Annotated in this window: 10 protein-coding genes; 7 read left to right on the plus strand and 3 right to left on the minus strand. The window is 46.9% G+C overall.

The genetic code is table 11. The features are described 5' to 3' along the window. Positions 1 to 42: 42 nt before the first annotated feature. Positions 43 to 978, plus strand: coding sequence for a bifunctional molybdenum cofactor biosynthesis protein MoaC/MoaB (gene moaCB / locus ED312_RS00475; protein WP_262707123.1), 936 nt, complete (start codon positions 43 to 45; stop codon positions 976 to 978). 12 nt (positions 979 to 990) lie between these two features. Here moaCB and ED312_RS00480 read toward each other — a convergent pair whose 3' ends face one another. Together ED312_RS00480 and ED312_RS00485 are read right to left on the minus strand one after the other, a co-directional pair. After that, positions 991 to 1,584 (minus strand): DUF4202 domain-containing protein, encoded by a 594-nt coding sequence (locus ED312_RS00480; protein WP_123214024.1) that lies wholly within the window; start codon positions 1,582 to 1,584, stop codon positions 991 to 993. Between the two features lie 161 nt (positions 1,585 to 1,745). Further along, positions 1,746 to 2,150, minus strand: coding sequence for an SRPBCC family protein (locus tag ED312_RS00485; RefSeq protein ID WP_123214192.1), 405 nt, complete (start codon positions 2,148 to 2,150; stop codon positions 1,746 to 1,748). Positions 2,151 to 2,285: 135 nt separating this feature from the next. Here ED312_RS00485 and ED312_RS00490 point away from each other — a divergent pair, with 135 nt between their 5' ends. After that, positions 2,286 to 2,717, plus strand: a complete 432-nt coding sequence (locus tag ED312_RS00490) for a MarR family winged helix-turn-helix transcriptional regulator (protein ID WP_123214025.1) — start codon at positions 2,286 to 2,288, stop codon at positions 2,715 to 2,717. Positions 2,718 to 2,724: 7 nt separating this feature from the next. Continuing rightward, a complete protein-coding gene (locus ED312_RS00495; protein WP_123214026.1) occupies positions 2,725 to 3,225 on the plus strand; it encodes a GNAT family N-acetyltransferase in 501 nt (166 codons plus the stop codon). A gap of 43 nt (positions 3,226 to 3,268) precedes the next feature. On the opposite strand, the gene ED312_RS00500 is transcribed toward ED312_RS00495, so the two are convergent. Beyond that, the gene (locus ED312_RS00500) at positions 3,269 to 3,676 is read right to left on the minus strand and encodes a DoxX family protein (protein WP_123214027.1); all 408 of its coding nucleotides are present in this window, start codon (positions 3,674 to 3,676) and stop codon (positions 3,269 to 3,271) included. Between the two features lie 341 nt (positions 3,677 to 4,017). Between ED312_RS00500 and ED312_RS00505 the strand changes: the two genes are divergently transcribed. The 4 genes from ED312_RS00505 to ED312_RS00520 all read left to right on the plus strand — a co-directional run bounded on the left by ED312_RS00505 (position 4,018) and on the right by ED312_RS00520 (position 15,337). Then, a complete protein-coding gene (locus ED312_RS00505; protein WP_123214028.1) occupies positions 4,018 to 8,118 on the plus strand; it encodes a hybrid sensor histidine kinase/response regulator transcription factor in 4,101 nt (1,366 codons plus the stop codon). Positions 8,119 to 8,402: 284 nt separating this feature from the next. Beyond that, a complete protein-coding gene (locus ED312_RS00510; RefSeq protein WP_123214029.1) occupies positions 8,403 to 10,883 on the plus strand; it encodes a glycoside hydrolase family 2 TIM barrel-domain containing protein in 2,481 nt (826 codons plus the stop codon). Further along, positions 10,880 to 12,124: an alginate lyase family protein gene (locus ED312_RS00515; protein WP_123214030.1), complete on the plus strand. Its 1,245-nt coding sequence runs from the start codon at positions 10,880 to 10,882 to the stop codon at positions 12,122 to 12,124. Before ED312_RS00510 ends, ED312_RS00515 begins: the two co-directional genes overlap by 4 nt. Before the next feature lie 189 nt (positions 12,125 to 12,313). After that, positions 12,314 to 15,337 carry a SusC/RagA family TonB-linked outer membrane protein gene (locus ED312_RS00520; RefSeq protein WP_123214193.1) on the plus strand — a complete coding sequence of 1,008 codons (3,024 nt, stop codon included), beginning with the start codon at positions 12,314 to 12,316 and terminating at the stop codon, positions 15,335 to 15,337. Positions 15,338 to 15,352 lie beyond the last annotated feature (15 nt).

Genomic DNA, 15,352 nt, shown 5'->3' on the forward strand with positions numbered 1-15,352 from the left:
AGACAAGGGCAGAACCTTTTTTATTTTTGTATTTTGACAGCGATTGTAAAGACAGGTAAAAAACAGCTTATGGTAGACATTACACACAAAATAACAACACTGCGTGCAGCCACGGCACAAGCAGAAGTACAGGTGGGGAAAAAGGAAACGATAGATGCTGTCAGGAAAAACCTGGTGCCTAAGGGAAATGTACTGGAAATGGCAAAAACGGCCGGCCTTTTTGCCGTGAAAAATACCAGCGCGGTGATACCGGACTGCCATCCGTTGCCTATTGAGTACACTGCTGTGGATTACGAGATTGAAGAACGGAAAATACGTATTGTTTTTACGGTAAAAGCCGTATATAAGACCGGGGTGGAAGTAGAGGCCATGCACGGGGCGTCGGTAGTAGCCTTGACCATGTACGATATGCTGAAGCCCATTGATAAGGACATAGAGATAAAACATATTAAACTGTTACATAAAAAAGGAGGGAAATCTTCTTTTGTGAATGAGTTTCCCATACCTCTTCGGGCCGCGGTAGTGGTGTGTTCCGATACGATATCCGCAGGAAAAAAGGAAGACAGGGCCGGGAAAGTGATCGTAGACAAACTGAACCGGTTGGATGTGCAGGTTTCCGCTTATGACATTATTCCCGATGAAACGGATATTATCGAAAACAAAGTACATGAATATGCTAAAAACAATGACTTACTGATCTTTACCGGCGGGACAGGGCTGTCCGGAAGAGATGTCACCCCGGAAGCTCTGTCTCCTCTTCTGGATCGCAGAATACCCGGTGTGGAAGAGGCTATCCGCAATTATGGCCAGCAACGGATGCCATATGCCATGTTGTCCCGAAGCGTAGCCGGAATGGCCGGAAAATGCCTGGTACTGGCATTGCCGGGGTCCACTAACGGGGCCGCAGAATCCATGGATGCCATATTCCCGCACATACTGCACCTTTTCAAGGTGACGGGCGGGCAGCGGCATGACTGAAACGGCCCGGATTTATCCGGATTGTAAGGCTTTCTTTATCAGGGTAAGTGCCCCGGGAGATAATTTCAGTTCCAGTGCGGCTTTCTGGCCGGGGCCGGACATTTTTGTCCAGGTTTTCCGCACGATATCCACAACTTTGTCCTCAGGGTGTTTGGCGGCAAAATCTTTAAAGTAATACTGCAGGAACACCAGGCATACCACATCTTCCAGTACCTGGCTTTCTTCGTCCTTCTTGAGTTGTTTTTTGCGTATGAGCACGGCGACCCGCTCGGTGAAATTGTCTTTAAATCCGAGGTCCTTAAGTATTTCAGTGGTTTTTTCGGCGTGAAATTTTTTCAATGCTTCCCGCCATTTCAGGTAACCTACCCTGTCCATAGGATACGCATTCCTGTCTATTTTCCAGCGGCATATGTGTTGCGCCCTGGCCGCTATTTGAAGTTCCCCGGAGGCATCGGGGTAATAATCCAGCAGTTTTTCCGTCATGCGCCTTGAATAAAGGAGTTCCTTGGGGAATTCTACCCCGCCGATGACTTCTGTATTCGGGTCTTTCGCATTCTCTGCATCTATTTGTGCGATAGCCATTTCAAACTTGGATACGTGTTCCATCTTACATTTTTTGTGGATTGGAAAATACGGTTATAAATGAAAAACAATATACGTTTTTTTCGGATTTTCCCTTTTAAATCGGAGATGCATTTTTACCGGCTTCCCGGAGCAGACTATAAAAATATGAAGGATTCGTTTTTATCTCTGTATAAATACATATATCAACCGGGTATGTTCTCTACAATTTCCTTGAGTTGAAGCAGGTCCATTTCCACAAGCCGGGCATCCTGCTGATACTGTTTTTCGGTCATTCCGGGCAATTGATACAGGCTAAACACTATTTCGCAGCCATCTGCATTGGAAAATACCCGCATGGGATTATACACGGTTTCTCCGGAAGGAAGGGTTACCTCGTGGTCCAGTACGCCAAGATCGTTAGAGGGAACAAAGGCTACCTGCACGGAGCCCATGGGAGATTCTGCAATCCAGACGTCACCTTCTTTGCGGATGGAGCCGCTCAGTCCCGCCGCCCATTTGGGCAGGTTCAGGGGGTCGGAAACAAAATCATAGACGGCTTTCATCGGCTTGTCAATGGATATGCTGATATGTCTGGAAGGTAAGGTCATTTTAATATTTTTTTTGATGATTATCAAAGTTAGCGACTTTTTCAGAGAACGGGAACAAAAGAAATAATAATACCTAAATAGTTGATTTTGTCAACTATTTTATGTTAATTTGTCCTTTATTTAAAACACTCTAATATGGAACAGGCCCTAGTGGATGAGATACGGGCATTCAACCGTTTTTATACCGACATCATAGGTCTCCTCAACCGGAATTTTCTCGACAGTCCGTACTCCCTTGCCGAGATCCGGGTTGTGTATGAGATCTTCCATCAACAAGGAATAATGGCATCGGAGATCATGGACAGTATGCACATAGATAAAAGTTACCTGAGCCGTATCCTGAAAAAACTGGAAAAGGACGGGCTGGTGACCAGGGAGAAGTCCGGAGAAGACGGACGGGCTTACCTGCTGTTCCTGACAGAAACGGGGAAGACCGAATTTAACCGGTTAAACCGGGCTTCAGACAGGCAGGTTGTGAGATTGCTGGAACCATTATCGGGAAAAGAAAAGGAACGGTTAGTAGAACTAATGAAAAATATAAAACGGATATTAACTCCGGAAACATAAAATAAGCATGCGAAATATCGTAAACCCGCCAAAGATTAATATAAGGACCGATTTGCGTCCGGGAGACCTTGGCTATGTGGCCTGCCTGCACGGCAGAATATATAACGAAGAATGTGGTTATGGCCGCGGATTTGAAAGCTATGTCCTGGAGGGACTGGCAGCGTTTTTACGGGAATATGATCCGTCCAGGGACCGGGCGTGGGTATGTGAGGACGGAAGTCAGATCGTGGGATTTCTGTCCGGAGTACACCGCGATCATGCGATACAACTGCGTTACTTTATTCTGTTACCTGAATATCGCGGTTTCGGATTGGGAAAAAAACTTATGCAGTCTTTTATAGCATATATGAAGGAAATCAAATGTTCCCGGGCCTATCTCTGGACCACAAGAGAACAGGAAACGGCCATAGCTCTGTATGAAAGATTTGGTTTCCGGCTCCGCGAAGAAGTGCCTTCCGAATCATTTGACAAGGTCTTGGTGGAGCAGCGCTACGATATGGAACTGTAAAAAAATGCACAGGATTGCACAATGACAATCCTGTGCTTAAATATTAATTCTTTCTGAAGAATGCCCGGTCTACCGAGTACTTTCCTCCTCCGAGAATAAAGACCACGATACTTAAAAGCAGAAAAACGAAGGCGATGGCCTTGGTGTCGAAAGGATCGTTTGCATGCGCTATAAAATAGGCAACACACATGGTAATGAAGATCGGAATTACGGCAAACCGTGTAAACAGCCCTATGGTGATCAGAATACCGCAAAAGAATTCTGCAAAAATCACCAGGATCAGGGATAATTCCGAACCAATCCCTATAATATCTCCGAACATGGGAAGAATATCGTTATAAGACATTAGTTTCATATAGCCGTAACGGATAAAGAGCCCTCCGAAAATGAGCCGCAGGAGTAGTGTAGCGACATCTGTGTTCAGGGAACGATAGTCAAGAAATTTTTTCATATTTGTCTGGTTTGGTTAACATTATGTTGGATAAATGTAGAAATTATTTTTCTATTATACACAGATAGAGAAGAATACGTAGAAAATAAATTCATTTCAAAGGCTATATTATTGTCCTGGCGATGGAATCCGTACAATAATATCCTGTTTTCGGATTATAATACTCCCCGGAATAGATATATTTATCCCTGATTTCAAAATAATATTAGTAAATAGATAATTAAGGAGCCTCATTATTTTTAATTTGTAAAATATTAACAATATTTACAGGGTTCTTTTTGAAGAATGATTTGCTTCTCCTGACGAAGCGGGTTTGTAGCGAATGTTGTACACTAATAGATATGGGCCGTATTTTTCTCCTCCTTTTTACCGTGTTTTTTTTGCCGTTGTCCGTAACGTCCCAGAATGACGTATATACTTTCCGCCATTTGTCTACTGCGGACGGATTGTCCCAGAGCTCCGTAATTGCCATAAAGCAGGATAGGCTGGGACAGATGTGGTTTGGGACACGCGACGGGCTTAACAAATACGACGGTACCAGTTTTACGGTTTACCGAAATATGCCGGAAGATTCCCTGTCTATTAGCAACAGTGATATTCTTTCCCTGGAAGAAGACCGTTCCGGTAATATCTGGGTAGGAACATATAACGGGCTCAACCGGTACGACCCCCGGAAAGACCTATTTACACGATATTTTCATACCAATTCCCCGCATTCCCTGAGCAATAATATGGTATTGTGTATCAGGGAACTTGCCAGCGGGGAAATCTGGATGGGTACGGCCCACGGTATTTCCTTATATGATCCGGAAGAAGACAGTTTTATTACCGTTTCCGCTACGCCTGGCGAACCGCGTAGTTTGCCGGATAATTTTATATCTGCCGTACTGGAAACTGCAAACGGAGATATCTGGATAGGGACTTCCCGGGGAATTTGCAGGCTTTTAAAAAGAGAGGGAAATCTTTTTTATTTCAAATCGTACAAGGCTTCGGATGGTGCGGAGCTATACGTCCGGGATATGGTAGAAGACCCGGAGGGGGATATCTGGATAGGGACCAAAGATAACGGATTGTATAAGCTTTATACTGCGACCGGTAAAGTCCGGCCATTTTCCGGAGACGGGGCGGATGGAAAAATAGACAAAGATGTCCGGACACTTACCATAGACAGGGACGGCGTATTGTGGGCCGGGACGTATAACGGAATAAATACGATAGCGCCGGATGGTGCCGTCCGGAAAATTCTGAACCGGCCCGGGAAGATGTCCGGTCTTAGCAGGAATACCGTAAAATCCGTATATACCGATAAAAAAGGTTCTGTATGGATAGGAGCTTATTATGGCGGGATCAACATCTGGGATAAAGCAAATGTTAATTTTACCAATTATCGCCGTACAACAGAACCCAATAGCCTCGGATATGACGTAGTGAGCTCCATTGAAGGGGACAGGCAGGGGAACCTCTATTTCGGGACCGAAGGAGGAGGAATAACCGTCAGAAATGCTGAAACCGGAAAAGTGGATTATCTACAGGTCCATAACGGATTGCCGGGGAATAATATAAAATCCATGTACCTTACGGGAGAAGAGCAATTGTGGATAGGGACTTTCAATGCCGGGATTGCAGTCTATGATACCCGGATCGGAAAATTTACAGAAAATGTACTGCCCGGGCCATTCCGGGATTTTCTGGACCGGGTGGGGATTTATGCCATAGAAAAAAGCGATACGGATACCTTCTGGCTGGGGACTTTCGGCAAAGGGCTGGTAAGATATGACAGTAATAATAAAGCCTTTTTTGTCCTCAGGCATGATCCGGAAGATCTTAATTCCATATCCAGCGACCAGATAAGGACCATCCTGGCAGATGCTGATACTATTTGGGCCGGAACGCCACGGGGGCTCAACCGGCTTGTTTTTGATAAAAAGAACCCGGGCACCCCGGAAATAAAGCATTTCTTTTACGACCCGGAAAAACTGTCGGGCGATGATATCCTTACTGTTTTTAAAGACAGTAAGAAACATGTATGGGTAGGGACAAAGTCGAGAGGGTTGTTCCGGTGGGACGGAAATACCTTCACCAATGAGCAATTGCGGACGGATAATCAGTATATAACCGCAATACATGGCATTATAGAAGACGAAAAAGGGGATCTCTGGATCAGTTCCAACCAGGGGATCGTAAAATACGGTCCCCGAACCGGTATAACAAAGCTGTATAACCAGAAAGACGGGCTGGTAAGTAATGAATTTAATGATAATGCCTGCCTGAGGCTGGCTTCGGGAAAGATATATTTCGGCGGCCCTATGGGAGTGTCCTCTTTTGATCCGGCTGAAATAGCGGTCAATGCCTATACCCCCCGGGTCATACTTACCGATTTCAAGGTCCGGAACGAATCGGTAAACAACAATCAGGAAGGCGAAATACTGGAAAAGAGCATTAGTTATACCCGGGCACTGACCCTGAATTATGACAAGGCCAATTTTTCCATCCATTTTGCCATTCCCAATTTCATAAACGCTACGAATAACCAGTATGCCTACCGCCTTATAGGTCTTGATGATCAATGGAATACCACGTTCGCTACGGAAGCTTCCTATACGATACAGAAACCGGGTACATACCGCTTTGAAGTAAAAGGGGCCAATAACGACGGAGTATGGAACGAAACCCCGACAGTATTGGAAATTACCGTTCGCCCGGCTCCCTGGAGGAGCTGGTGGGCTTTTACACTCTATGCCCTGCTGATTGTGCTGGCACTTTACGGGTTAATACGGATTATGAAGTCCAAAGCCAGGCTCCGGCATGAGCTGGAGCTGGAGCATCTGGAAAGGGAAAGGGTCAAAGAAATAAACCGCACCAAGTTGCAGTTCTTTACTAATATTTCTCATGAATTCCGTACCCCCCTGACCCTCATACTCGGACCGCTGCAACAACTTTTGTCCGATTATAAGGGCAGCAATAAAATGTACAAAAAATTATTGGTCATAGAGAGCAGTGCCAATCATTTGCTGCAACTCATCAACAGGTTGATGGATTTCCGGAAACTGGAAAGCGAACGGTACAGACTGCAATCGGCCGAAGGGAATATCGTTAAGTTCCTCCGGGAAATATACCTTTCCTTTACCGAGTATGCCAAAGCCGGAAATTACATCTATACCTTTGAAACTCCGGACGAGGAAATACTGGTATATTACGACAGGAATAAACTGGAACACGTATTTTATAATCTCCTATCCAATGCTTTCCGGTATACGCCCAATGGCGGGGAAATAAAATTGAAAGTGGGAAGGGGAAACAAAAATCTTATCGTAGAAGTAAAAGATTCCGGCATCGGGATACCCGACGCCTATATAGACAGGATTTTCGACCGTTTCTTTGAAATAGGAAGGCCCGGCAAACCGGAAAACTATAACAAAGGAACAGGTATAGGCCTTTCCCTCGCAAAGAGTAACGTAGAATTGCACAAGGGAAATATTTCCGTAAAGAACCGTAAATCGGGGGGAGCCGTATTTAAAGTAAAATTACCTCTGGGTAAAGAACATCTTTCCGGAGAAGAGATATTGACCGATTTCAAATTCAGTGACGATATTTCCCTGTATACCGGCCAGTCCGAAAAGATCGAATGGCAGGAAGAACAGGAAGTGCACGATCTGGTAACGGATGAGTCCAAAAACACCGTGATGATCGTTGAGGATAATGCCGCCCTGCGTGCTTTCATCGTTAATCTTATTCGTAAGGACTATAATGTCATAGAAGCGGAAAATGGCAAAGTGGCCATGAAAAAGGCGCTTAAATATATTCCGGACCTCATTGTGAGCGATGTCATTATGCCCGAAATGGTAGGTACGGAACTCTGTGCCAGCCTTAAGGAAAATCTTAAAACCAGTCATATCCCCGTCATTTTGTTAACATCCAGGACCTCTCTCGTGTATAAATTCGAAGGCCTGGAAAGCGGTGCGGACGATTATATCAGCAAGCCTTTTAATGTAAAGGAGTTTCTGCTGCGAATCCGTAACCTGCTGGAATCCACCCAGCGCCTGAAAAAGAAATTTTCCAGCGAGGACCACCTTACCCCGTCAGAAATTACCGTCTCCTCCATGGACGAACAACTGCTCAAAAAAGCCCTGCGGATCGTTGAAGATAATATTTCAGACGAACAATTCGATATCCCTGCTTTCTGTACCGAACTCGGGGTAAGCCGTACCATGCTGTTTACCAAAATCAAGGCATGGACCAATTTTACACCTAACGAATTTATCCGGGAGATCCGTTTAAAAAGGGCGGCCCAGTTGCTCGAACAGGATAAACTCAATATTTCACAGGTAGGGTATAAAGTAGGATTTCGCAATCCGAAATACTTTGCAAGGTGCTTCCGTAAAAAATTCGGGATGACCCCAACCGAATACATAGACAGATTTTCGGCGGATTACGTAGAATAATAATTTTTCCTGTAAATAAGCTTTCCCCGGAGGGTGTACCGGATCTTTGTACACCCATTTTCGAACTTTTACATCTTTCCCTATTTCTACTTTTGAAGCATGAAAAACGGAAAATCCGGTATCCGGTCGGCAGAACTGGCCCTCATGGCATTGATTGTGATCATGGGACTGTTGATCATATATCTCAGTTGAAGCGTATCCGGAATGATGTACGATGAGACCGACCGGAACTTTTCATAGTGTATAGAGAATCCAGCAAATAAAATCCTAATTAAACTTTACTCATGGCCCGATCATTTCTCGTTTTTGCCATTATTACCTTTTTTACCAGTACCGGAAATTATGCCCAGGACAGTACTTCCGTCAGGATCAGTGAGGGGTGGGAATTCCTCAAGGGCGACCTCGGAGGGATCTGGGAAGCCGTAAGACCCGCAGAGAAAGGAAGTCCCGAAGCAGTTCCTGTTTGGGAAACCGTATCCCTGCCACATAGTTTTAATGCGGAAGATGCCGTAGACCCGGATGTCAATTATTACCAGGGCCCCGGATGGTACCGAACACAACTGGAAATAGATAATCCTTTTCCCGGCGGGCGTATATTGCTCCGTTTCGAAGGTGCCGGGCAAAAAACAGAAGTGTATGTATACACCACCAGGGTAGGAGAACATGTCGGTGGGTATGACGAATGGACAGTAGATATTACCGAAGCCGTGGAGGCCTTCCGGAAAACTGCTGATTACGGGTCCCGTTTTGAGGGAAGGGTCCCGGTGGCGATACGGTGCGACAATTCCAGGGACCTGGAAATGATACCTTCCGATATGTCCGATTTTAATCTCTACGGAGGCATTTACAGGTACCTGAACCTGGTGTATGCCCCTGAAGTGTCCGCCGAAAATATCTTTGTCCGTGCGGAAACCGATGTAAAGGGAAAGCTGGGGAAACTGGATATCAGGGCCCGGTTTCACGATCCCCTGAAGGTTAACGAAGCAACCGTACATATCCGGCTTCTCGATCCCAGTGGGAAACATATCGGGAAGTATGAAAAAAAACTGGAAGGGCTGGCGGGAAAAGTACCATTATGGGAAACTGTCGTTAAAAAACCGGAACTCTGGTCCCCCGGAAGTCCTAACCTCTATACCGTGGAAGTAGAGGTGGAAACAAAGGGAGGAACAGCACGTTATTCGGAAAAGGCAGGTTTTCGCCATTTTGAGTTTGTTGAAAAAGGACCTTTCCGGTTAAACGGAGAACGACTGTTACTGCGCGGAACACATCGGCACGAAGACCATGCCGGAGTGGCCAATGCCATGACCGACGAACAGATGCGGGAGGAAATGTTGCTGATGAAGGAAATGGGGATCAATTTTATACGTCTCGGTCACTACCAGCAATCCCGTACCATTCTTAACCTGTGCGACAGTCTGGGTATTCTTGTCTGGGAAGAGATCCCCTGGTGCCGTGGCGGACTTGGAGGCGATATCTATAAAGAACAGGCCAGGCGCATGCTGACCAATATGATCGAACAGCATTATAATCACCCCTCCGTGATCATCTGGGGATTGGGGAATGAAAATGACTGGCCCGGCGATTTCGCCGAATTCGATAAAGCAGCTATCCGCGGTTTTATGTCCGAACTCAACGATCTTTCCCATACACTCGACCCGTCGCGAAAAACAGCTATACGGCGTTGTGATTTCTGTAAGGATATTGTAGATGTTTATTCTCCGTCCATCTGGGCCGGATGGTATCGCGGTATCTATACGGAATACAAACAGGTGAGCAGGAAAGAATTCGAAAAGGTAAACCATTTTCTTCATGTGGAATGGGGCGGCGACAGCCATGCACGGAGACATTCGGAAAACCCGGATAAAATACTGGGGAGGATAACTACCGGAGAAGGAGCCGACGAAAGACAAGGAGATGCTTCACTTTACGGGGGGACGGCAAGGGTTTCCAAAGACGGGGACTGGAGTGAAAGCTATATATGCAACCTCATAGACTGGCACTTAAAAGAGCAGGAAACCATGCCCTGGCTTACCGGAACGGCTTACTGGCCCTTCAAGGATTTTTCCACACCCTTAAGACCGGAGAACCCCGTACCCTACGTGAACCAGAAGGGGGTCGTAGAACGGGATTTTACCAAAAAAGAGGCTTTCTATGTCTTTCAGTCTTACTGGACCGATATACCTATGGCTCATATTTACGGACATTCCTGGCCCGTACGCTGGGGCGATGAAGGAGAACAGAAAATGATAAAGGTATATTCTAACTGTGATGAGGCCGAACTCTTTGTCAACGGAAAGAGCCGGGGGATAAAAAAAAGGAATTCCCGCGATTTTCCCGCAGCCGGATTACGATGGATGGTAGTCCCCGAACCCGGAAAGAACGAGGTGAAAGTAATAGCCCGCAAGGGCAGACAAACAGTTACGGACAGCGTTTCGTTCCGTTATCAGACAGCAAAATGGAAAGCCCCGGCACGTATGGAACTCACCATCGAAAAAGAAGAGAATGATACGGTAACGGTTGGCGTCCGTGTATATGACAAAGACGGAATAGCCTGTCTCGATGCAAGGAACTTTGTACGCTTTTCGCTTACCGGGGACGGAAAACTCCTGGATAACCGCGGTACTTCGGCCGGTTCGCGCAAGGTACAGTTATACAACGGCAGGGCTGTGATAAACGTCCGGAAGCATGGAGGGCGTAGCGTGATTAGTGTAAAAGCTGAAGGAATCCCGACAGCATTTCTCGATCTCAAAGGTGAAGCGGAATGATCGGCCTGTATAAACATATCGGCAATAAGAAGTACCCGGTAAAGTCATATGGAGGACCTGTAGCAAAAAGCGCACGGGTTTTCCCGGTCCTGTGGATACTGCTGGTTATAACAGCGTGTTCGGGAGAAAAGAATGCGGATTATTATGAAGAGGCAAAACAGGTCCTTCACGATCAGGTACTGGAGGAAGCGGAACGTGCAAAAGAAATGGAGCCGGTGACGGTAACGTCGGAAATCTCGCCGCGGAGTGCAGGCTGGAAAAATGATTTTTACTCCGAAGGGGATTACTGGTGGCCGGACCCGGAAAACCCGGATGGGCCGTACATCCAAAAAGACGGACTTACCAATCCGGATAATTTTGTGGCCCACCGGAAAGCCATGATCCGTTTCAGCCGGATTATCGGTGCCCTGGCTTCTGCCTATAAGATTACCGGAGAAGATGATTATGTAAAATATGCCGTACCCCATCTGCGGGCGTGGTTTGCAGATAAGAAAACCCGTATGAGCCCGCACCTGAAATGTGCGCAAGCCATTCAGGGGAGGGTTACCGGACGCGGTATAGGTATTATTGACGGGATACAGCTTATGGAAGTGGCCCGGGGAATGCAGTGTATGGAACGATCGGAGATGATGGACAGTGATGTTCTTGCTGCTGCCAGGCAGTGGTTCGCAGATTACCTGCAATGGCTTACGACCCACCCTTACGGGAAAGAGGAAATGGGAAAAGAAAATAATCACGGGACCTGCTGGGTTATGCAGGCTGCATGTTTTGCCAGCTTTACGGAAAATGAAGAGCTGCTGGATTTTTGCAGGAAACGCTATAAAGAGATATTGCTTCCGGGGCAGATGGCAGAAGACGGTAGTTTTCCCTGTGAAATCGGCCGGACAAAAGCTTACGGATATTCTCTTTTCAATCTCGATGCCATGGTTATGGTATGTCTCATATTATCCGGGTCCGGCGATGACCTTTGGCATTACCAGACACCTGACGGGAGGTCTGTACGGAAAGGGATCGAATACCTGTACCCGTTTGTCGCCGACAAATCCCGCTGGTATCTCGAACCCGATACCATGTATTGGGACGAATGGCCCGTGGCGCATCCGTTCCTCGTTTTCGGGGCGGAAGAATTCCGCCGGAAAGAATGGCTGGATACCTGGAAAAAACTGGATCACAACCCCCGGGTTGATGAAGTAATACGTAACCTTCCCGTTCGTCACCCCCTGCTGTGGTTTGATAACTGACCCGAGGACGGAAGTTTTTCCGTGCCCTTAAAAACTGTTCCGTATGAATGTTTGTATACCCATTTTCGAACTTTTACGTCTGACCGGATACCTAATTTTGGAAGGCTGAAAGAAAAAAGAATACAGGAAGTGCTTTCGGGAACGGTGAATATCCTGTTTAATAGTAAAAACCAATCAAAACCAAAACACATGATAATAAGTAAGAAAGGGAAGTATGTCTTCGGATTTTTATTGCTTGCATGCACTGCCCTGACGGCGCAGGAACGAAAAATAACCGGTACGGTAACCGGTTCTTCAGATGGCCAGCCGCTACCGGGGGTGAACGTGGTGATAGAAGGATCCACCACAGGGGTCACTACGGACTGGGACGGGCTTTACGAGATCACTGTTCCGGACGGTACGGCCGTGCTTAAATTCAGTTATATCGGGTTTATTACCAAAGAGATTACCGCAGGAAACCGGCAGCAAATAGATGTGGTGCTGGAAGAAGATGTCAGTAAACTGGATGAGGTAGTTGTTATCGGTTACGGTTCCCAGAAAAAAAGCGATATTACCGGGGCGGTGTCCTCCGTGAAAGCGGAAGAACTGGCAGCCTACCCGGCCTTAAGTGCTGAGCAGGCTTTGCAGGGACGTGCTGCCGGGGTGGCCGTGCAGTCGAATAACGGCGGAGAGCCGGGAGCTCCCGTTAAAATACGTATACGCGGCGGAACATCAATCAATGCCAGCAGCGATGCGCTTATTGTAGTGGACGGGTTCGTGGGAGGCTCTATGCCTCCTCCCGAAGATATAGCCTCCATGGAAATACTCAAAGATGCTTCTGCAACCGCTATTTACGGTTCGCGCGGATCGAACGGGGTGATACTGGTAACGACCAAAAAAGGAAAACCGGGGAAAGTTTCCATAGAACTGAATTCCACGTATTCCGTCCAGGAGATCAGCAACAGGATAGATCTTCTGGACGCCGATCAGTTTGCGGCATACCGGGCTTCGTACAATGATAATTACACGAGAGGCCCGGCCGATACCGACTGGCAGGATCAGATATACCATACCGGGAGTATAGCAAGTCATCAGCTTTCCTTTTCAGGGGGGAGCGATACGGCCCGGTATTATATATCCGGGACCTTCTACGACCAGGAAGGTATTATTATTAATTCCGATCTTCAGCGTTTTTCCTTTTTGAGTAATGTAGACCTGGATGTAACGGACAACCTCCAGGTAGGCCTCAATATGTTCGGCAGGAGGAATACGGCAAACGGAATTATCACACAGGTAGCTTCCGGGGGTGCGGGGGCGGCAGGAGTAGTATCTTCCGCTTACCGGTTTGCCCCGGACCTGGGTATTTATGATGCCAATGGCGATTATACCATAAATTCACTCGGTGATGATATTGACAATCCTGTGGCCACCGCCCTGGAAAATGTGAACGAGAGGATTTCGGACCTCTACAGGGCCAATTTTTATGCAGATTATACTATCCTGGAAGGCCTGTCATTCAAAACGACATTCGGCTACAGTACGTCCAACAGTACCACCGGTACTTTTCGCCCTACTACCCTTATCGCGGGGGCGGGTGTTGGTGGTGAAGCTACCATACGTAATTCCAGGTCTACCAATCTGTTGTCAGAAAACTACCTGACCTATAAAAAAGATATCGGTGAAGGCTCTTTAACGGTAATGGGAGGGTATTCCTATCAGAAAAACAAATCGGAAGGATCATTTGCAGGGGCCAGGGGATTTGTGTCCAATTCCGTCTCTTACAGAAACCTGGACGGGGGCTCCGTTTACCTGCAACCCGAATCCTCACTTTCCGAAAGGGAACTGGTCTCCGTGTTCGGCAGGGTGAATTTTGAATATGACGACCGGTATATGCTGACGTTTACCGGGCGTCGTGACGGGTCTTCCGCATTCAGTAAAAACAACAAATACGCATTTTTTCCTTCCGGGGCCATTGGCTGGAACATGGCTAACGAAGAATTTTTGAAAGAAAGCAGTGTGATTTCCAACTGGAAATGGCGTGCGAGTTACGGGGTCACCGGAAATCCATCCATCCCGGCATATGGTACCCTGGCCAGGTTTTCGGAGATCTATTCCGTTATAGGTGACAACCTGGTGAACGGAGTGGCTGTAACGGTATTGGCCAACGATAACCTGAAATGGGAGTCGTCTTACCAGACCAACCTGGGAGTGGATATAGGTTTGCTGGATAATCGCCTGAACCTTACGGTGGATTATTACAACATAGAGACGCGCGATCTTTTGTTTGCGCGCCCCTTGCCCGAGTATATCGGGCTGGCTAACCCTTTCCAGATTCAGAATATTGGAGTTTTGGAAAATAAGGGATTAGAGGTAACGATATCTTCCAGGAATATTTCCGGTGAAAATTTTAGCTGGAATACGGATTTCAACTTTTCCATGAACAGGAACAAGGTGAAAAAATTGCCGGATGGTGAAGACATTCTTATCGATTCCTCCCCGGGGCATTTCCTGCAAAGCGATTCGCAGATACTAAGGGAAGGAGAACCTGTAGGGTCCTTTTTCGGATATATTTACGACGGTGTCATTCAGGAAGGGCAGGAAGTCCCGCAGGGATTCGAAAACCAGCCCGGGGGTGAACTGTTCCGGGATATTAACGGAAGAGATGCCAACGGCGATCTTACCGGGATGCCGGACGGCATGATCAATTCGGATGACAAGACCATTATCGGGGATCCCAATCCGGATTTTATTACCAGTCTCAATAATACCTTTACGTATAAGAATTTCGACCTGAACGTATTCTTTCAGGCTTCCGTAGGAGGTGATGTCCTCAATTACACACTTCTGGAGCTGGCCTCGGGAGATTCCAATGCCACCACCGAAGCACTGAAGGCCTGGACGCCCGAAAATACGGACACCAATGTGCCGGCAGCTGCCGTACGGGAAAAAAGGATAACGTCCAGGTTTGTCTATGACGGTAGTTATGTACGCCTGAAAAATCTTTCCCTGGGCTATTCCCTTCCGGAGAAGATACTGGAAAAACTGGGATTTCAGAAGATACGGTTCTTTGTGAGCGGTCAGAACCTGCTCACCTTTACGGATTACCCCGGTGCTGACCCGGAAGTTAACTACAGGAATGACAACGATGAAAGGGGCAATACCTTCCTGGGGCTGGATTACGGCAGTTACCCCAATGTCCGGTCGTTGACCATGGGAGTGAATGTAAAATTTTAACAGATTCAAAAAGGT

It is taken from the genome of Sinomicrobium pectinilyticum, from assembly GCF_003725735.1.
Taxonomy (GTDB): domain Bacteria; phylum Bacteroidota; class Bacteroidia; order Flavobacteriales; family Flavobacteriaceae; genus Sinomicrobium; species Sinomicrobium pectinilyticum.

Coding starts and splice junctions, on each gene's coding strand:
- ED312_RS00510 (WP_123214029.1), top strand. CDS start 8,403: ATGGCCCGATCATTTCTCGTTTTTGCCATTATTACCTTTTTTACCAGT.
- ED312_RS00515 (WP_123214030.1), top strand. CDS start 10,880: ATGATCGGCCTGTATAAACATATCGGCAATAAGAAGTACCCGGTAAAG.
- ED312_RS00500 (WP_123214027.1), bottom strand. CDS start 3,676: ATGAAAAAATTTCTTGACTATCGTTCCCTGAACACAGATGTCGCTACA.
- ED312_RS00520 (WP_123214193.1), top strand. CDS start 12,314: ATGATAATAAGTAAGAAAGGGAAGTATGTCTTCGGATTTTTATTGCTT.
- ED312_RS00490 (WP_123214025.1), top strand. CDS start 2,286: ATGGAACAGGCCCTAGTGGATGAGATACGGGCATTCAACCGTTTTTAT.
- ED312_RS00480 (WP_123214024.1), bottom strand. CDS start 1,584: ATGGAACACGTATCCAAGTTTGAAATGGCTATCGCACAAATAGATGCA.
- ED312_RS00505 (WP_123214028.1), top strand. CDS start 4,018: ATGGGCCGTATTTTTCTCCTCCTTTTTACCGTGTTTTTTTTGCCGTTG.
- ED312_RS00485 (WP_123214192.1), bottom strand. CDS start 2,150: ATGACCTTACCTTCCAGACATATCAGCATATCCATTGACAAGCCGATG.
- ED312_RS00495 (WP_123214026.1), top strand. CDS start 2,725: ATGCGAAATATCGTAAACCCGCCAAAGATTAATATAAGGACCGATTTG.